The following is an 18,148-nucleotide window of genomic DNA, read 5'->3' as shown; positions in this document are numbered from 1 at the left end:
GTGTGAGCCTGGGCCGTACATCGTGTACTTCGACTGGGATCAGTCGAACATCACGCCGGAAGCGGCTTCGACGCTCGACAACGCGATCAGCGCCTACAACCGTGGTTGCACGGGTACGCAGGTCATGCTCGCCGGTCACGCCGACCGTTCGGGTTCGGCCACGTACAACGTCGGCCTGTCGGAACGCCGCAACGCTGCGGTTCGCAGCTATCTGACCGCTCGCGGTATTTCGGATGGCTCGATCAGCGCGCAGGGCTTCGGCGAAAGCCGCCCGGCCGTTGCTACCGCCGACGGCGTGCGCAACGACCAGAACCGTCGCGTGGAAATCACTTACGGTCCGAACTCGGGCATGTAAGACCGGTTTCCATTCCCGACCGGGACTGGAAGAAACAAGCGAGGGCGGTACCGCAAGGTGCCGCCCTTTCTTTTTTGTGCGAAGCGCGCAGCCGTTTCCTTGGCCTTGTGATGCTTGGCGAGCGGTCGGAGATCGTGATCGGATTTCGCTTGCTCTCATAAATTTATGATATACCGTCACGTCAAGGGTGCCGGATTGTTCGTGCTCCCTTGCCAAAAGGGGCGGACGCCCGTCATCGCGGTGCGACCGGCCCCAAACCGGGAGAGAGACGATGCGCCGACGCCGCAGCATGTTTCATCGCAGTATTTTTCGCGCCGATCCGAACGGCGATCCCGATATCAACACCACGCCCTTGATCGACGTGATGCTGGTCATGCTGGTGATGTTCATCATCACGATCCCGCCGCCGACGCATAGCGTCGACGTTACCTTGCCAGGGGTGGACCCCGGCCCCGCCGAAGTGCGGGATGAAAACCGCATTACCATCGACACGAGCGACATCATCCGCTGGAATGGCGAGCCGGTCGATCTGGCCGAGCTCGGCCAGTTGGTCAAAATGGCGTCGGACCGTCCCCAAGTGGCGACGCTGATGTTCGAGCCCGAAGCGCGGGCGCGCTATCTGCGCGTCGATGAGGCCATCGGTGCGATCCGGCGCAACGGCGGGTCAAAAATCGCCTTTCCGGGTATCCACCGATATCGCGAGTTGATCTGAACGGCGCGCGGACGTGGCTGGGGCGGCTTGAAGCCCTGTGCTGGCATGGCGAGGGATTGTCCCGAGCCTGCCGAGCAGGCGACACGGGACTGCACAAGCGCGAAACTGGCTGGCTGCTGCGAGGTCGATCAAATTTGTTTCGCACAAAGACACAAAGACACGAAGATGTCGTGCTAGCCGCAAAGCGGCCTCTTTTTTCAGCCGCCGCGCCGGACCAAAGCGGCTGACAGGAGGGTGGCCTAGCGGCCGTAAACCGCCATTTTCGTGTCTTTGTGTGAAAAACTCCAGACCTGCCTGGCCTGAGCGACGCGCTGTGCGTCGATCGGCTTCCTGCTCTGTCAGGCGGCGGGCGCGGTGCCGGGGCGGAGATAGGCCATCATATAGCCCACATAGTCGGCCTTGCCGAGCGGGATGCCCATGTGGCGGAGGATCGAATAGGCGGCGACGAGGTGAAAATAAAACTGCGGCTGCGCCCAGTCGCGGACGTAGGTGAGCGCGGTCATGTCGAACGCCATGCCGTTCGGCAGGTCGAAGCTGACGGGCCGGTCTGGGTCGGCGTCGAACGTCGCCGCATCGACGGTATCGAGCCACACAAGCGTCGCCGCGATCTGCGCCTGAAGACCAGCAAAATCAGCTGCGTCGTCGGTGAGCGCCGGCGCGCCGGTGACGCCGAGGCGCGTCGGCGGCTGAATCGCTTGCAGGCAGCTGAAGCGGATTTGCGATGCGAGCGGGAACATGTCGGGGGCGAGGCGCGCGACGATGAGTTGCAATTCGCCGACGTCGTTTTCGGCACCCCAGGCCAGCGCCTTGTCCAGCTGCGCCGATAGCGCGCGCAGGCCGTTCTGATAGGCGGGAACGGTCATATCGTAGAGCATCGTCACATCCTTGGAAGCGTAGGGGGTGGTCAGGCGGTCGCGAGATTGTCCTGGAATTGCAGGCGGGCGAGGCGGGCGTAGAGGCCATCGGCGGCGACGAGCGCGTCATGCTTGCCTTCCTCGACGATGCGGCCATCGTCCATGACGATGATCCGGTCGGCGGCGCGGACCGTGGCGAGCCGGTGCGCGATGACGACCGTCGTACGGTCATGCATCAAGGTTTCGAGCGCGTCCTGCACCAGCTTTTCGGATTCGGCGTCAAGCGCCGACGTCGCCTCGTCAAGCAGCAGCAAAGGCGCGCGGCGGAGTAGCGCGCGGGCGATCGCGACGCGCTGGCGCTGGCCGCCCGAAAGGCGCGCGCCGCCTTCGCCCATGAAGGTATCGAGACCGTCGGGCAGTTTGCGCAGAAACTCCTCGGCATTGGCGGCGCGCGCGGCGTCCCAAAGCTCGTCGTCGGTCGCGTCCCAATTGCCGTAACGCAGATTGTCGCGTGCCGAGGCGGCGAAGATCACCGTTTCCTGCGGCACCATCGCGATGCGGGCGCGGATGTCAGCGGGATCGGCGTCGGTGAGCGCGACGCCGTCGAGCAGGACCTGTCCCGCCTGCGGATCGTAGAAACGCTCGGCAAGCTGGAACAAGGTCGATTTGCCGGCGCCCGACGGGCCGACGATGGCGACGGTTTCGCGCGGCTGGATCGCGAGGCTGAAATCGTGCAGCGCGGGGGCGTCGGGACGCGTCGGGTAGTGAAATTCGACATGCGCGAATTCGAGCGTGCCGCGCGGAGGTTCGGGGAAGGCGCGCGGCTGCGCGGGCGGCGCGATGCTCGCTTCGGCATTGAGCAGTTCGGAAAGGCGCTCGGCGGCGCCCGCGGCGCGCAGCAGGTCGCCATAGACTTCGGTGAGCGCGCCGAACGCGCCCGCGACTAGCCCGCCCGTGAGGACAAAAGCGGCGATCGTGCCGCCGGTGATCGTCCCCGCCGCGACGCCTTCGGCGCCGTACCACAGCAGGGTGGTGATCGCGCCGAACAACAGGCCGATGACGATCGCGGTCATGATCGCGCGGAGGCGAATGCGGCGCTTGGCGGTGGCGAAGGTCGCTTCGACGGCGCTTTCAAACCGCGCCGCTTCGCGGTCTTCCTGCCCGAAGGCCTGGACGATCTTCATCGCGCCCAATTGTTCGGAGGTGGTGGCGCCGATGTCGGCGACGCGATCCTGGCTCGACCGCGCGACCTTCTGCAGGCGGCGCCCCAGCAGCACGATCGGCATGATGATCACCGGAATACCGAGCAGGATGCCGCCGGTCAGTTTCGGCGACAGGGTGAACAGATAGGCGATGCCGCCGATCCCCATCACCAGGTTGCGCAGCGCCACCGACACCGTCGTGCCGACGACCTGTTCGATGATCGTGGTGTCCGACGTCATCCGCGAGGCGATTTCGGACGGGCGATTTTCCTCGAAAAAACCGGGGGCAAGACGCAGCAGGTTGCGCTGGACCGCCTGACGGATGTCGGCGACGGTGCGCTCGCCCAGCCAGCTGACGAAATAGAAACGCAGCGCGGTGGCGAAGGCGAGGGTCAGCACGATTGCGTAGAACAGGCGGAAATGCGGCGCGACGTCGCCGCCGCCAGCGACAAAGCCGCTGTCGATCATTTCCTTGAACTGCCAGGGGATCGCTAGCGTGGCGAGCGCGGCGACGCCCAGCGCGACCGCCGCGATCACCAGTTGCAGAGGGTAGGCGCTGGCGTAATGCCAGATCATCCGCAGGCTGCCGAGCTTGCGGCGCGGTTCGGCGGGGGTTTTCGCGGCGGAGGGGTCGGAAGCGCGTGCCATTGCAGCGGCCCTAGCAGCGGCGACGCCCCCGCTCAACGACGCAAAATGGTGCCGCGCTTCATGGATTATGAAGCGGAGCTGCAAAGCCGACGATGCGATTCCGGACAAGGATTGCTCGCAATGGCGTTTATGATGCATTGCACAATGGATCGGATGCCCTAGACTGGTGCCAACGACAGACGCCCAAAGAGCGTCGGGGCTTGCCAAGGAACGTATCGAACATGCTGTATCATGCCTTTGAAATGCAAAAGAGTTGGCTGGCGGGCGCGAGCGCGCTGGCGACCGCAGGCGCGCAGGTGATGCAGCATCCCGCGAATCCGCTCGGCTATTTCGGCGGCAGCCCGATGTTTGCGTCGGCGCTGGAGGTGTTCGCCCACGCCGCGGCGCCGCGCGGCAAGCCGGGTTTCGAGCTGTACGAGACGATCGTCGATGGCGAAACGGTGCGCGTGACCGAAGCGATCGAAGCGCGCAAACCCTTTGGCCAGCTCAAGCATTTCAAACATAAAGGTGCGAAGGACGCCCCCAAGCTGCTGATCGTCGCGCCGATGTCGGGCCATTATGCGACGCTGCTGCGCGGCACGGTCGAGCGGATGCTGCCCGGCCATGACGTGTGGATCACCGACTGGCGCGACGCGCGCAACGTGCCATTGGAGGCGGGCAAGTTCGACCTCGACGATTATATCGACTATCTGATCGGCTGGCTGGAGCATATCGGCCCCGGCGCGCATGTGCTCGCGGTGTGCCAGCCGTCGGTCCCGGCGCTTGCCGCGGCGGCGATCATGGCTGCCGACAAGCATAAATGCCGTCCGAAAACGCTGACGATGATGGGCGGGCCGATCGATACGCGCAAGGCACCGACGGCGGTCAACCAGCATGCAATGACGCGCCCGCACGCCTGGTTCCAGGAAAATGTGATCGCGACGGTGCCGGCCTATTATCCGGGCGCCGGGCGCCGCGTTTATCCGGGCTTTTTGCAATTGGCAGGCTTCATGTCGATGAACCTCGGCAATCACATGATGAGCCATTGGGCGATGTTCAAACATCTGGTCGACGGCGACGGCGAGGAAGCCGACAAGACCAAGGAATTTTACGACGAATATCGTTCGGTCTGCGACATGACCGCCGAATTCTATCTGCAGACGGTCGACGTCGTGTTCCAACGCCACGCGCTGCCCAAGGGCGAGATGCTGCATCGTGGCAAGCCGGTCGACCTCAATGCGATCGAGGATATCGCGCTGCTGGCGATCGAGGGCGAGCGCGACGATATTTCGGGGATCGGGCAAACCAAGGCGGCGCTGACGCTGACCAAGTCGCTGCCCGCGGAGAAGAAGAAATATCTGATGGCCAAGGCCGTCGGCCATTACGGCATCTTCAACGGCCGCAAATGGCGCGAGGATATCGCGCCGGTGGTTGAGGGGTGGATCCGCAGCAACGGGTAGTGAGGCGGCTGGACGCGACCGAAACAAGCCGTCGCCCCCGCGAAGGCGGGGGCCGCTGTCGGTTTACGCAGCGGCGCAGGAATAGGCGGCTAGCGGCCCCCGCCTGCGCGGGGGCGACGATTGCCCCCACTCCAATCAACCCTTCTGACAGCCCGCCTGCCCGCTCAATGCATCGGCGAGGTACGCACCGCCCAATAGACCAGATAGAGCAGCCCCGCCCACGCCAGCAGGATGAACGCCATGCCCGCGCGGCTCGACGGGCGGGCGCTGGCCGCCTCGGCGGCAGCGTGCAGTTCGGCCCAGAGCGACTCGGGGATCAGGCGGCGTACCGCCCACAATCCCAACGGGACGATGAGCAGGTCGTCGAGCCAGCCGAGCACCGGAATGAAATCGGGGATCAGGTCGATCGGTGACAGCGCATAGGCCGCGACCGCCACCGCGAGCAGCCGCGCGAGCTTCGGCACGCGCGGGTCGCGCGCGGCCAGCCAGGCGGCGTGTGCCTCGACCGCAAGGCGGTGGCCGAGGTCGCCGATGCGTTCGGAAAGGGATTTGCCGGTCATCCTTTACTCCATAGACATTTTGTTGGTCATTGCGAGCGAAGCGAAGCAATCCACGGCGGCCTGGCACCGCTCTGGATTGCGTCGCTTCGCTCGCAATGACGATGTTGTGGGACGGCAGTCTTCGCCTATGATCGCGCGATGGCGATCCAACTGAAAAGCGCGCGCGTCGAACGCTGGCCGGTCGCGGCGGATTTTGCGGTGGCGCATGGCGCCCATGTCGATGTCATTGTGGCCGAGGTGGCGGGCGAAGGCGCGATCGGGCGCGGCGAGGGGACGCCCGTCGCGGCGCTGGGCGAGGATGCCGCGACGTGCCGTGACCAGATCCTGCGCGCCGCGGCGCACATCGGCGGTCTGGGCACCGCTGCCGCGCGCGCGGCGGTGCAGGAGCTGTTGCCGCCGGGCGCGGCGCGCAACGCGCTCGACTGTGCACTGTGGGAGCTCGAGGCCAAGGAAAACGGGCTGCGGCTATGGCAGCTCGCCGGGTGCGACGCAGCGCCGACCGCGCGGGTGACGGCGTTCACGCTGTTGCCGGGCAGCCCCGGCGCGATGGCCGAACAGGCGGCGACGGCGGAAGCCGACGGCTATAGTTTGCTGCGGATCGAGCTGACCGGCGGCAACGACCGGCTCTGCGTCACGGGGGCGCGCAAGGGCGCACCCAATGCCCGGCTGATCGTCGATGCCGCCGCGCGCTGGGGCGAAGCGGACATATTGAGCGAGGCCGAAGCGCTGGCGGATCTGGGCGCCGAAATGATCGTCCAGCCAGTGCCGGTCGGCGCCGATGCGCTGCTCGACCCCGTCTATGCGCCGGTGCCGTTCGTTGCAGGTGACAGCTGTCAGACCGCCGCCGATGTGGCGCGGATCGGCGCCTTTTACGATGGGGTCAATATCCGGCTCGACCACGCGGGCGGGCTGACCGAGGCGCTGCGCATTGCCGACGCCGCCGATGCGGCGGGGCTGGCGATCATGGTCAGCGGCGCGGTGTCGACCAGCCTCGCGATCCTGCCCGCCTTCGTCCTCGCGCAGCGCGCAAAATGGGTCGACCTTGGCGGTCCGGCGCGTCTCGCCGAAGACCGCGATGGCGGGTTTGAGTATCGCGGCGGACGGATCGGGCCGCCGGTGAGATAAAGCATGGTGCCATATTATTGAACCGTAGCCCTGAGCCTGTCGAAGGGCGCCTCACGGCGAAGCGCCCTTCGACAGGCTCAGGGCTACGCTTTGGTGTTCGCGCCTGACAAACATCGCCTAGCGGCAGGCGCCGCCCCCGCCTTCGCGGGGGCGTGGAAGGTTACAGCGCCACCTCGGCGTGCTGGCCGAGCTCGCCTTCTTTCATCGTCATGCCGGTCATCAGCTTGAAGATGCCCTTGATTCCGGGATCGGCGGTCCAGATTTCGGCATCGCCCAAGTCAAAGCGGAGCAGGAGCAGCTTCGGATCGTCCTTGCCGCCCTCGTACCAGGCGGCGACGCCGTTGCTCCACAGCTTGTCGAGCACCGCGCGGTCGTTTTCGCGGACCAGCGTGCCCGAAATGCAGGCGAACAGGTCATGCCCCTTCGATGCGAACTGCGCCATCGCGGGGCCGCCGCCGGCCAGCCGGTTGTCGGTCGAGGTAAAGAACCAGAAGGCGCTGTCGGCGTCCTTGTCGAGCTGCGCATTCATCGGAATATGATGCGCCCGCTCGCCGGCCCGGCCGACCATCACATAGGGGCTTGCGGCCAGCGCCTTCCAGAACTGCTGCTTGATATCGTCGCTCATTGGGGGGCTCCTTTTGGGGTGTTGATGGTCCACCAACGCACCACGGCCCCCCAATGTTGCGCCGGTCAGCTTGCGGTCGCGAGCTTCGTCCGCGCCTCGGCGATCGCGGCTGCGGCCATCGGCCTGTGCAGCGGTGCGGGTCGGGACGGACGCGGCGCCTGTTTTACGCTGAATGTCGGCGAGCGATAGGAAAGCGGGCGGCACTGCGCTAATCTGCGCGACATGACCGACCGGAAACCCCGTTACCGCACCTATACCAGCCCCGCAGGCGGTTGGGGCGCCGCCGCTGCGACGGCGAAAGTGCTGATGGAGCAGAGCGTTGTCGGCAAGGGATCGCGCGCGCTGCTGGCGATGAACCAGCCCGGCGGGTTCAAATGCCCCAGCTGCGCCTTTCCCGATGCGACCTGCACCAAGAAGCTGGAATTCTGCGAAAATGGCGCCAAGGCGCTCGCGCATGAAGCGACCAAGTTTCGCGTGACGCGCGACTTTTTTGCCCAGCACAGCGTATCCGATCTGATGCAGCAATCGGACTATTGGCTGGAGATGCAGGGGCGGCTGACCGAACCGATGCGTTATGATGCGGCGACCGATCATTATGTGCCGGTCGGCTGGGACGATGCCTTTGCGCTCATCGGTCGCCATCTGCGCGCCCTCGACAGCCCGCATCAGGCCGAATTCTACACCTCGGGCCGCACCGCGAACGAGACGGCGTTCCTCTATTCGATCTTTGTGCGCGAATTTGGGACGAACAATTTTCCCGATTGTTCGAACATGTGCCACGAACCGACCAGCCGCGGCCTGCCGCCCGCGATCGGCATCGGCAAGGGCACGGTGGTCCTCGACGATTTCGAACATGCGCAAGCGATTTTCCTGATCGGCCACAACGCCGGGACCAACGCGCCGCGGATGATGACCCCGCTCGTCGAGGCGCGCAAACGCGGGGTGCCGATCGTCGCGGTCAACCCGATGCCCGAACGCGCGCTGATCCAATTCACCGAACCGCAGGACATCGTCCAGATGGCGACGCTGGGGTCGACCGCGGTCACCAGCGAGTTCGTTCATATCCGGATCGGCGGCGACCTCGCGCTGCTCAAGGGCATGATGAAGGTGATGTTCGAGCGCGAGGCGGCGGGCGAGGCCGTTTTCGATCACGACTTCATCGCCGGACACACCGACGGTTTTGCGGCGCTTCAGGCCGACGTCGCAGCGCAGGACTGGGACGAAATCACTGCCGCATCGGGGCTGGACGCGGCGCAGATTCGCCGCTGCGCCGAAATCTACATGCGCTCGAACGCGACGATCATCTGTTACGGCATGGGGGTGACCCAGCATCAACAGGGATCGCAGCTGGTCCAGCAGATCGCCAATCTGCTGTTGCTCAAGGGCAATTTCGGCAAGCCCGGCGCCGGGATTTCGCCGATCCGCGGCCATTCCAATGTGCAGGGCGACCGCACCGTCGGCATCGATGAGAAACCGGGCGCTGCCTATCTCGACAAGGTGCGCGAGGTGTTCGGGTTCGAACCGCCGCGCGCGCATGGCCATCACAGCGTCGAATCGATCGAAGCGATGCTCGACGGCAGCGCCAGGGTGTTCATCGGCCTCGGCGGCAATTTCGTGCGCGCGGTCCCCGACACCGACCGCGCCTATGATGCGATGCGCCAGCTCGACCTGACCGTCGGGATCGCGACCAAGCTCAACCGCGGTCATCTGGTGCATGGCAAGGACGCGCTGATCCTGCCCGTCATCGCGCGCTCCGAACGGATCGAGACCGCGGCGGGCGAACAGTTTGTCACTATCGAGGATTCGATGTCGAACGTCACCGCCTCGCGCGGCGTCCTCGACCCGGCGAGCGAGCATCTGCTGCCCGAAACCGAGATCGTCTGCCGCATGGCGATGGCGACCTTGCCTGACAGCAAGGTCGATTGGGCGGCCTATATCGACGATTACGGTTTGATCCGCGACAAGATCGCGGCGGTCTATCCCGCGCTTTACGAAGGCTTTGCCGAGCGCATCGAGGCGCCGCAAGGCTTCCACCTCGATATCCCGCCGCGCCGCCGCGCGTGGGCGACCCCCAACGGCAAGGCGAATTTCCTCATCCTGCCCGGGCTGGCGGTCAACGCGCCGGTGGATGATCCGGCGATGCTGCGGCTCGCCACCGTGCGCTCGCACGATCAGTTCAACACGACGATCTATAGCTACAACGACCGCTATCGCGGAGTTTATAACGACCGGATGGTGCTGTTCATGAACGCCGACGACATCGCCGATCGCGGGCTGGAGGCGGGCGCGAAGGTCGCGCTCGAAACCTTCAGCGACGACGGCGCCCGACGCCGGGTCGAGGGGCTGACGATCATCGACTATCCGATGTCGCGGGGGTCGGTCGCGGGCTATTACCCCGAGCTCAACCCGCTGCTCCCGCTCGGCTTTTATGACAAGACGAGCGGTTGCCCGGCGGCCAAGGCGATCCCGGTGCGCGTTGTGGCGATGGCGACGGTGGTTTAGCGCCGGTGCTTTTCGGGGCACATCGGGATACGGATATGCGATGTTGAACCGTAGCCCTGAGCCTGTCGAAGGGTGCTTATCGGTGAAGCGCCATTCGACAGGCTCAGGGCTACGGTAATGGATGCTCCCGCGTACTCCAGCCCGCTTCGCCCGCGAGCCGCGCCAGATCGTCGGTGCTGTTGATGTTGGGCGGCGCCAAATCGATCGCGACCGCGCGCGCGCCGATGCGCCGGGCAAAGGCGCGCACCGCAAGGTCGCTTTCGTCCTCGAGCATCGCCTGTAGCGGGGCCAGCGACGCGACCGGCCACAGCCCGATCACCGGCTGTCTGTCGAGAAACGCCGGAGCGGGTTTGAGCCGCGCGCGGAGGTCGGGCGGCAGGCGCACGCAATCGACCGGGACGGTTAGCAACTGGTCGAACCCCCGCTCCGCTGCATGGATCAGCGCCCCCGCAATCCCGCCGAGTGGCCCCATGTCGGCGCGCGGCCAATCGGCGATCTCGCCACGCCCGACAACGACCACCGCATCGCAATGCCGGCCGAGCGCCGCCGTCGCATGGTCGAGCAGGGTCCGTCCGCCCAGCATCGCGAGCGCCTTGTCCGACCCGAAGCGGCGCGACCGCCCGCCCGCCAGCACCGCGCCCAGCGTCCTCACGCGATCATCCCGCGCGCATCGCTGACCACCAGCGCTGCATCGGGGCGCGCCAGCGCGACCAGCGTCAGCCCCGCCTGCGCGGCGCGCTGTGCCGCCAGGCTCGTCGGCGCCGAGATGGTGACCAGCATCGGACAGCCCGCGCGCACCGTCTTTTCGACGAGCTCGTAACTGCACCGCGCCGACAACAGGAAGAAGCCCGCCGCCGGGTCGATCTCCGCGCGCGCCAGCGCTCCGATCAGCTTGTCGAGCGCGTTGTGCCGTCCGACGTCTTCGCGCACCAACCGGATCTCGCCGGTCGGCGAGCAGAAGGCGGCGGCATGGACCGCGCCCGTTGCGCGCGCGAGCGGCTGATGCTCGCCGAGCGCTGCCAACGCGGCTGCGATCGCGCTACGGTCAGTGGCGATCCGCGCGGTGACGAGGGGCAGCGGGCGCAGCACTTCCGCGATATTCTCGATCCCGCATAGCCCACAGCTGCTCTCGCTCACCCGCTGGCGCGCGCGCTCGATCGCAATCGCCCTGCGCTCGGGCGGCACCCAGAGGCGCAGCGCCCAGCCGCCCTCGACCGGATGGACGTCGATGCGCTCGACCTGTTCGGGCGCCGCGACCAGGCCTTCGCTCAGCGCAAAGCCGATCGCATAATCCTCCAGGTCGCCGGGGGTCGCCATCATCACCGCATAACCGATGCCGCCAACCTCGATCGACACCGGCGCCTCGACCGCGATGTTGCGGACAAGCGCCGCGTCGCCCGGCTCGGCCAGCCCCAGCTTGCGGACCGGCATGTCGATCATATGGTGCGGGTTGGCGGCGCGATCATCGTGACTCATCATGCCATGATAGCCGATCGGGTTCAGCCTGTCCCGGTCCGGGCGACCCGTTCGGACGGGACAGGCTGAGATCGACAAGGGGGAGGGGGAACCTTGCCGATATGGCGACGTCGCTGGCGGCGGATCAGCCCCGCTTCACATCGTCCAGCGAGGCGCCGAAATTGATGTGATAGACCTGCCCGTCGACGACCAGCGCGGGCACCGACACGACCCCCGCCGCTTCGGCCTCGCCGATCCGGCCCGGCGCGTCGGCGAAATTGACGATCTCCGCGTTGAAGCGCGCGGGATCGAGCGCGTGGGCCAGACCCTGCTCGGCATCGACGCAGACCGGGCACCCGGCGTGATAGAAAATGGCTTTGGACAACACGGTCATTCTCCTTGCTTCGAATCGGTATCGACTCGATACAATATGAATGACGCCATCGCCGCGGCTTGCCAAGATGGTATTTAGTCGATACCAAATTTCCATGGACCGGGCCGCCGATCTTCTGACGCGTTTCAGCCGCATCGTCGCCGCGGACGGTTATGACCGCGGGTTACAGCCCGTGCAGTGGCAGGCGCTCTTGTTCCTGCGATCGGCCAACCGCTTCTCGCGGACGCCGAAGGCGCTCACGGCGTGGCTCGGCCAGACGAAGGGCAGCGTGTCGCAGACGCTCGCGGCGCTCGAGAAAAAGGGGCTCGTCGCGCGTCGCGCCGATACCGGCGACCAGCGCGTGGTCCGGCTCGACCTGACCGAAGCGGGTACTCGTGTCGTCGCGGGGCCGCCGCCTGCGTTTGCAGAACAGATGCTTGGCCATCTGACCGCGGCGCAGCGCGACAGCTTTTCGGGGCTCGTCGAACAGATGCTGCGTGCTGAACTCGCGCGGTCGGGCGGGCGCCCATTCGGCCTCTGCCGCGATTGCCGTCATTTCGAGCGGGACGCGTGCGGGCAGGGACTGCACCGCTGCCGCTTGCTCGACGTCGCGCTGAGCGAGGCCGACAGCGCCCTCGTCTGTATCGAACAGGAGGCTGCATGAAGACCGAAATCCTCGCGGTACTCACAGGCAAGGCGATCCCCTTTCGCGGCGACGAACCGAGCGCGATTGCCAAGCTGCCGGTAGCCGACGCAGTCGCGGTCGGGCCGCTGGGGCTGGCAGGCGACGAGCAGGCCGATCGCAGCGTCCACGGCGGCATCGACAAGGCGATCCACCATTATCCCGCCGACCATTATGACTGGTGGCGCGGCCATCTGGGCGATGCCCCCTTGCTCGACGCGCCCGGCGCGTTCGGCGAGAATATCTCGACCACCGGGCTCGACGAAAACAGCGTCTTCCTGGGCGACCGCTTCCGCCTCGGCAGTGCGCTCGTCGAGGTAACGCAGGCGCGCCAGCCATGCTGGAAACTCGACCATCGCTTCGGCGCGAAGGGCGTTATGGCGGCGGTGGTCCAGACGCGGCGCTCAGGCTGGTATTATCGCGTGCTCGAACCCGGAATGGTGCGCGCGGGTGATGATCTGGAACTTGTCGAGCGCTCCTGGCCCGACTGGCCGCTCGCATCGCTGTTCGGCCTGCTGATCGGCGGCGAGGCGAAGGACCGCCCGGCCGACCTCCGCGCGCTCCGCGACGTGCCGGTCCTCGCCGAAACATGGAAAGTCCGCCGCGCCAAGCTCGCTGCACAGTTCGGCGCCGACTAGTTCAGGGCATCGGGGCGGTCATTGCAAAGCGCTTGGGCGGCAATCCGACATGGCGGGTAAAGGCCGTGCTGAATGCGCTTGCCGACCCATAGCCCACCCGTTCGGCGATCTCGTCGAGCTTGCCGACGCGGCGACGCAGCAAATCCTTGGCGAGGTTCATCCGCCAGCCCTGCAGATACTCCATCGGCGGTACGCCGACAGTGCGCGAGAAACGCTCGAAAAAGGCCGAGCGTGACAGCGCGGCTTCCTTCGCGAGCGCCGCGACCGTCCAGGATCGCGCGGGCGCGCCGTGAATCTGCCGGATCGCGACCGCCAGCCGCGGATCGGCGAGACCGCGCAGCAACCCCGGCGGCGCATCGTCGCCCTCGACCGATCGCAGCGCCTCGACGATCAGCACCTCGACCAGCCGCGACAGGATCAGGTCGCATCCGGGACGTTCTTCGCCCGCCTCCTCCCGCACCAGCCGTACCAGTGTCGCCAGCCGGTCGGCGCCGCGGAGGTGGATGAGCGCGGGAAGCTGCGACAAGAGCAATGCGGCATCGGGCGATTCGAACATGAAATATCCGCCGATCATCTTCACATCGGGCGCGCCCTCCTGCTGACCGTGGCGTGCCTCGGCGGTCAGGTCCGCCGCCGCGTGCGGATCGATCTCGATCGGCTCGGCGGACTCGAATCCTCCCATCGTGAAGCCCGGCGTCGCGGGCAGGAACACAAAATCGCCGGCCTCGATGATCACCGGATCGGCCCCATCGACCGACAGGCGGCAGGCGCCCTCGATCACCGTGCAGAACCCCGGATGCCCGAAATCGCCATAGCGCACCGCCCAGCGACCGGCGCCGCTGATCGCTTTCGCAAACACCGCGCGCGGGCGCAGCAGCGCGATCAGGTCGGACAAAGGATCGGCCATATGGACTATCTCGAATAAAAAATGGATCGCAGATTATAGATAGTCCGACGTGCGCCGTCTAGCTTCCCTTCATCACGCCACGAAAGGAACATATATGAAAACCATCCTCATCACCGGCTGCTCGTCGGGCTATGGCCTCGAAACCGCGCGTCACTTCCACGCACTCGGCTGGAATGTGGTCGCGACGATGCGCAACCCCTCCGCGGCACCTTTGACACCGTCCGAGCGCCTGCGCATCCTTGCCCTCGACGTCACCGACCCCGACAGCATCGCGCTCGCGCTCGAACTGGCGGGCCCGATCGACGTCCTCGTCAACAACGCCGGGATCGGCCTGTTCGGCGCGCTCGAACATTCGCCGATGGCGAAGATCCACAATGTCTATGCCACCAACACGCTGGGCACCATCGCGATGACGCAGGCGGTGATTCCGCAATTTCGCGCCCGCGGGTCGGGCGTCATCGTCAATGTGACGTCGTCCGCGACGCTCGCGCCGTTCCCGCTCGCCGCCGCCTATACGGGCAGCAAGACCGCCATCCAGGGTTTCACGGGCTCGCTCGCGCACGAACTGGCGCCGCTGGGGATCGCGGTAAAGCTGGTCGAGCCCGGCTATGGCCCGACGACCGCCTTTGCGCAGAACACCGACATCCGTCTCGCCGATGTGCTGCCCGAACCATATGGCAGCTATGCCGCGCCGATCCTTGCCGCCATGGCGAACCCGGCGTTGATCACGACCGAGGCCGATGTCGCCGAGGCGGTCTGGCGGGCGGTTCACGACCAGTCGGGGCAGGCGCATTTTCCGGCGGGCGCCGACGCGGTGGCGCTGGCTGCAAGTTAAGCGTCACGCGGTCAGCCTTGGGCTGGCTGACCGGCAGGGCGTCGGGCCGCAAGCCAGTCAGCCAGGCGTTCGACGTCTGCAGGACCGAAATGCAGTCCCAGCTTGCTGCGCCGCCACAAGATGTCGCCCGCCGTCTGCGCCCATTCCTGATCGACCAACCACGTGGCCTCGGCGACGCTCAGCCCGTGGGCGATTTCGCCGCCGAGCGCGTCCCAGCTGTCGGCGTCGCCCAGCCAGCGGCGCGCGTCGGTGCCATAGGCCTTGACGATGCGGTCGACGGTGTCGGCGCTGAGGAAGGGATGGGCGAGCTTGATCTCCGCCTTGAGCGCCGCGGCGCCGGTGACCGGGAAATCGCCGCCCGGCAGCGGTGCCTTCGCGGTCCAGCGCTTTCCGGTCAGCGCCGCGACATGGCCCGTCAGTTCATCGACGGCGGCTTCGGCAACATGGCGATAGCTGGTGATCTTGCCGCCGTAGATGGTGAGCAGCGGCGCGCCTTCGGCGAGGTCGAGGTCGATGCGGTAACCGCGCGTTGCTGCCTCGGGTCGCCCCGACCCGTCCTCGATCAGCGGCCGCACCCCCGAATAGGTCCACACAACGTCGGCGGGGGTGATGGCTTCGCGGAAATAGAGGCTCGCCCCTTCGCACAGATAGGCGATTTCCTCGTCGCTCGCGCGCGCCTCGCTCGCCGGTCCATCATGATCGACGTCGGTCGTGCCGATCAGGGTGAAGTCGCGCTCATAGGGAATGGCGAAAAAGATGCGGCCATCGGGGAGCTGGAAGAAATAGGCATATTCGTGCCGGAACAATCGCCGCACGACGATGTGCGACCCGCGCACCAGCCGCATCGCATGATCGGGCTCGGCATCGGCGCGCTTCAGCAGATCGAGCACCGCCGGCCCCGCGGCGTTGACGATCGCGCGCCCGCTGAAGCGATATTGATGCCCATTGGCGCAGCTCGCCTCGACCACCCACAGCCCATCCTCGCAGCGCAGCATGTCGGCGCGGGTGCGGGTGCGGACCCGCGCGCCGCGCGCGGCGGCGTCGCGCGCGTTGAGCACCACCAGCCGTGCATCGTCGACCCACCCGTCCGAATATTCGAAGCCGCGTTCATATTGCGGCTGCAACGCTTCGCCCGCGGCATGGCGGCGGAGGTTGATCGAGCGCGTCGCGGGCAATTTCTTGCGCCCGCCGATATGGTCATAGAGGAACAGCCCGAGCCGCAACAGCCAGCGCGGGCGCAGCCCCGGCCGGTGCGGCAACACAAAGCGCAGTGGCCAGATGATGTGTGGCGCGATGCCCCACAAGGTTTCGCGCTCTTTCAATGCCTCGCGCACCAGGCCGAACTCATAATGCTCCAGGTACCGCAGCCCGCCGTGGATCAGCTTGGTCGATGCCGACGAGGTGCCTTGCGCCAGATCGCCCGCCTCGAGCAGCAATACCCGCGCCCCGCGCCCCGCGGCATCGCGCGCGACCCCGGCGCCGTTGACACCGCCGCCGATGATGATGACGTCATAGGGCTGGGCGCTGTCGGGCATAGCGATCTTCCTAAGACAGACGGGCTGGTCTTGCCAAGCGGCGTGGTAGATGCAGGGGGTCATCGACCAAGCTGGACAGCAGCGCGCTCCGGGGCAAAGGTCGCCGTGGATGAGGGCAGGAGGAGGGGATCATGCAGCGTTTATCGAAACGGTGGAGCGGGTGCGCCATGGCCATGGCAGGGCTGTTCGCCGTGGTCGCAAGCACCCCGACGGCGGCGCGGCAAGCGATGCTCGATCCGGCGGTGCTGGAGGAATATATCGCCTTCCTGTCGCTGCCCAACGACGCCGCGAACCCCGCCGACGCGCTCGCCAACGCGCGCTTCGTTCAGGCGATGATGCAGCGGCGCGGGATCGCGTCCGAACTGCTCTACGACCCCGACCGCAAGGCGCCGCCTGCGGTGTTCGGCGAGATCAAAACCCCGGGCGCGACCCGCACGATCGTCTTTTACGCCCATTATGACGGCCAGCCGGTGGTACCCGAACGCTGGGCGCCGGGGCTGTCGCCCTTTCGCCCGACCGCGATCTCGCGCCCGATCGAACAGGGCGGCGCGGTGCTGGGTCCATGGTCGCCCGGTGCGAACTTTCCGACCGGCTGGCGGCTCGCGGCGCGCAGCGCCGCCGACGACAAGGCGGGGGTGATGGTCGCGCTCAACGCCTTTCGGGACGCGACCGGCACCGCCGCGCGGCTGGGCGTCAATGTGAAATTCTTTTTCGAGGGCGAAGAGGAAAAGGGCTCGCCCAACCTCCGCGCAATCCTGCACGCGCATAGCGAAAAGCTGGAAAGCGACCTCTGGGTCATGGTTGACGGCCCGCGGCATACCGCGGGTTACCGCGCGATGGTGCTGGGGGTGCGCGGCGTGGTCGATGTCGGCATCACCGTGTACGGCGCCAATCGGCCGCTGCACGCGGGCAATTATGGCAATTGGGCGCCGAACCCGGCGCTGCGCCTGTCGGCGTTGCTGGGCAGCCTGAAGGATGCCGACGGGCGCATCCTGATCCCCGGCTTCTACGACGACGCGGTCCCCGCGACCGCCGCCGAACGCGCCGAAATCGCCAAGGCGCCGTCGATGGACGCGACGCGGCAGAGCCTGGGAATTGCGCGGACGCAGGGCGGCGGCAAGCTGCACGGCGAGCTGGTGCTGCTGCCCGGGATCGAGATCACCGCGCTGCGCGCAGGCGCCACCGACGCGCGCGCCGCCAACGTCATCCCGACCGAGGCCGAGGCGCGGCTCGACATGCGGCTGGTCAAGGGCGACCGCATCGACCGCCAGCTCGCGCGGCTGGTGCGCTTTGTCGAAGCGCAGGGCTATCTGGTCCTCGATCGCACCCCGACCGCAGAGGAGCGGCTGGCGCATCCGCTGATCGCCAAAATCACCTCGGGCTTTGGTTATGAAGCGCAGCGCACCTCGCTCGACGAACCGATGGTGACGCGGGTCAAGCAGCTGCTCGAACGCGCGTCGCCCGACCGGCTGGTTGTGGTGCCGTCGACCGGCGGCAGCCTGCCGCTGTCGCTGTTCGCGCACGAGCTCGGCGCGCCGATGGTGACGATCCCGGTCGTCAACGCCGACAACAACCAGCATGGCGAAAACGAAAATGTCGATCCGGCGTTCCTCGCCGAAGGGATCCTCAACATTCGCGCAATCATGGAGGATGATTTTTCGGACCGGTGACCCGTGCGACCTTCAATCGGCAAAGCTATGC

General features: G+C 66.5%; 18 protein-coding genes. 9 read left to right on the top strand and 9 right to left on the bottom strand.

Features of this window, described 5'->3' with window-relative positions:
• The coding region (locus FFS18_RS14740; RefSeq protein ID WP_137871401.1) for an OmpA family protein at window positions 1-355 on the top strand (355 nt) is incomplete at its 5' end.
• A gap of 271 nt (window positions 356-626) precedes the next feature.
• Complete coding sequence (locus tag FFS18_RS14735) at window positions 627-1,067, top strand: ExbD/TolR family protein (protein ID WP_137871400.1); 441 nt, start codon at window positions 627-629, stop codon at window positions 1,065-1,067.
• A gap of 338 nt (window positions 1,068-1,405) precedes the next feature.
• Here the strand turns inward: FFS18_RS14735 and FFS18_RS14730 are convergent, their stop codons facing one another.
• Both FFS18_RS14730 and FFS18_RS14725 read right to left on the bottom strand, forming a co-directional pair.
• On the bottom strand, window positions 1,406-1,942 hold the full coding sequence (locus FFS18_RS14730; protein WP_137871399.1) for a DUF1993 domain-containing protein: 537 nt from the start codon (window positions 1,940-1,942) through the stop codon (window positions 1,406-1,408).
• Window positions 1,943-1,971: 29 nt separating this feature from the next.
• Window positions 1,972-3,771 carry an ABC transporter transmembrane domain-containing protein gene (locus FFS18_RS14725; protein WP_137871398.1) on the bottom strand — a complete coding sequence of 600 codons (1,800 nt, stop codon included), beginning with the start codon at window positions 3,769-3,771 and terminating at the stop codon, window positions 1,972-1,974.
• 221 nt (window positions 3,772-3,992) lie between these two features.
• On the opposite strand from FFS18_RS14725, the gene FFS18_RS14720 reads away from it, so the two are divergent.
• A complete protein-coding gene (locus tag FFS18_RS14720) occupies window positions 3,993-5,210 on the top strand; it encodes a polyhydroxyalkanoate depolymerase (RefSeq protein ID WP_137871397.1) in 1,218 nt (405 codons plus the stop codon).
• Window positions 5,211-5,374: 164 nt separating this feature from the next.
• Here the strand turns inward: FFS18_RS14720 and FFS18_RS14715 are convergent, their stop codons facing one another.
• Window positions 5,375-5,770, bottom strand: a complete 396-nt coding sequence (locus FFS18_RS14715) for a YkvA family protein (RefSeq protein WP_137871396.1) — start codon at window positions 5,768-5,770, stop codon at window positions 5,375-5,377.
• A 138-nt stretch (window positions 5,771-5,908) separates the two neighbouring features.
• Between FFS18_RS14715 and FFS18_RS14710 the strand changes: the two genes are divergently transcribed.
• Window positions 5,909-6,895, top strand: coding sequence for an enolase C-terminal domain-like protein (locus FFS18_RS14710; RefSeq protein WP_137871395.1), 987 nt, complete (start codon window positions 5,909-5,911; stop codon window positions 6,893-6,895).
• A 160-nt stretch (window positions 6,896-7,055) separates the two neighbouring features.
• Here the strand turns inward: FFS18_RS14710 and FFS18_RS14705 are convergent, their stop codons facing one another.
• Window positions 7,056-7,520, bottom strand: a complete 465-nt coding sequence (locus FFS18_RS14705; RefSeq protein WP_137871394.1) for a pyridoxamine 5'-phosphate oxidase family protein — start codon at window positions 7,518-7,520, stop codon at window positions 7,056-7,058.
• A gap of 222 nt (window positions 7,521-7,742) precedes the next feature.
• On the opposite strand from FFS18_RS14705, the gene FFS18_RS14700 reads away from it, so the two are divergent.
• Window positions 7,743-10,022 (top strand): FdhF/YdeP family oxidoreductase, encoded by a 2,280-nt coding sequence (locus FFS18_RS14700; RefSeq protein WP_137871393.1) that lies wholly within the window; start codon window positions 7,743-7,745, stop codon window positions 10,020-10,022.
• Between the two features lie 109 nt (window positions 10,023-10,131).
• On the opposite strand, the gene mobA is transcribed toward FFS18_RS14700, so the two are convergent.
• The 3 genes from mobA to FFS18_RS14685 all read right to left on the bottom strand — a co-directional run bounded on the left by mobA (window position 10,132) and on the right by FFS18_RS14685 (window position 11,871).
• Window positions 10,132-10,674 (bottom strand): molybdenum cofactor guanylyltransferase, encoded by a 543-nt coding sequence (gene mobA, locus FFS18_RS14695; protein ID WP_137871392.1) that lies wholly within the window; start codon window positions 10,672-10,674, stop codon window positions 10,132-10,134.
• Entirely contained in the window at window positions 10,671-11,501 is an 831-nt protein-coding gene (fdhD, locus tag FFS18_RS14690; protein ID WP_249340421.1) for a formate dehydrogenase accessory sulfurtransferase FdhD, read from the bottom strand. The genes mobA and fdhD overlap by 4 nt, the downstream gene beginning before the upstream one ends.
• 121 nt (window positions 11,502-11,622) lie before the next feature.
• A complete protein-coding gene (locus FFS18_RS14685) occupies window positions 11,623-11,871 on the bottom strand; it encodes a thioredoxin family protein (RefSeq protein ID WP_249340420.1) in 249 nt (82 codons plus the stop codon).
• Between the two features lie 94 nt (window positions 11,872-11,965).
• Between FFS18_RS14685 and FFS18_RS14680 the strand changes: the two genes are divergently transcribed.
• Window positions 11,966-12,514, top strand: coding sequence for a MarR family winged helix-turn-helix transcriptional regulator (locus FFS18_RS14680; RefSeq protein ID WP_171005328.1), 549 nt, complete (start codon window positions 11,966-11,968; stop codon window positions 12,512-12,514).
• Window positions 12,511-13,170 (top strand): MOSC domain-containing protein, encoded by a 660-nt coding sequence (locus tag FFS18_RS14675; protein WP_137871390.1) that lies wholly within the window; start codon window positions 12,511-12,513, stop codon window positions 13,168-13,170. Before FFS18_RS14680 ends, FFS18_RS14675 begins: the two co-directional genes overlap by 4 nt.
• A 1-nt stretch (window position 13,171) precedes the next feature.
• On the opposite strand, the gene FFS18_RS14670 is transcribed toward FFS18_RS14675, so the two are convergent.
• Window positions 13,172-14,077 (bottom strand): AraC family transcriptional regulator, encoded by a 906-nt coding sequence (locus tag FFS18_RS14670; RefSeq protein WP_137871389.1) that lies wholly within the window; start codon window positions 14,075-14,077, stop codon window positions 13,172-13,174.
• A gap of 94 nt (window positions 14,078-14,171) precedes the next feature.
• Between FFS18_RS14670 and FFS18_RS14665 the strand changes: the two genes are divergently transcribed.
• Window positions 14,172-14,912 carry an SDR family oxidoreductase gene (locus FFS18_RS14665; protein WP_137871388.1) on the top strand — a complete coding sequence of 247 codons (741 nt, stop codon included), beginning with the start codon at window positions 14,172-14,174 and terminating at the stop codon, window positions 14,910-14,912.
• An 11-nt stretch (window positions 14,913-14,923) separates the two neighbouring features.
• Here FFS18_RS14665 and glpD read toward each other — a convergent pair whose 3' ends face one another.
• Complete coding sequence (gene glpD, locus FFS18_RS14660) at window positions 14,924-16,447, bottom strand: glycerol-3-phosphate dehydrogenase (RefSeq protein ID WP_137871387.1); 1,524 nt, start codon at window positions 16,445-16,447, stop codon at window positions 14,924-14,926.
• Window positions 16,448-16,578: 131 nt separating this feature from the next.
• On the opposite strand from glpD, the gene FFS18_RS14655 reads away from it, so the two are divergent.
• Window positions 16,579-18,117, top strand: coding sequence for a M20/M25/M40 family metallo-hydrolase (locus tag FFS18_RS14655; protein WP_137871386.1), 1,539 nt, complete (start codon window positions 16,579-16,581; stop codon window positions 18,115-18,117).
• The last annotated feature ends 31 nt before the right edge of the window (window positions 18,118-18,148 follow it).

Source organism: Sphingopyxis sp. 2PD, from assembly GCF_005503695.1.
In the GTDB taxonomy this organism is placed as follows: Bacteria; Pseudomonadota; Alphaproteobacteria; order Sphingomonadales; family Sphingomonadaceae; genus Sphingopyxis.
The sequence above is the reverse complement of the archived record's forward strand: the minus strand, read 5'-3'. Positions and strand labels throughout refer to the sequence as shown.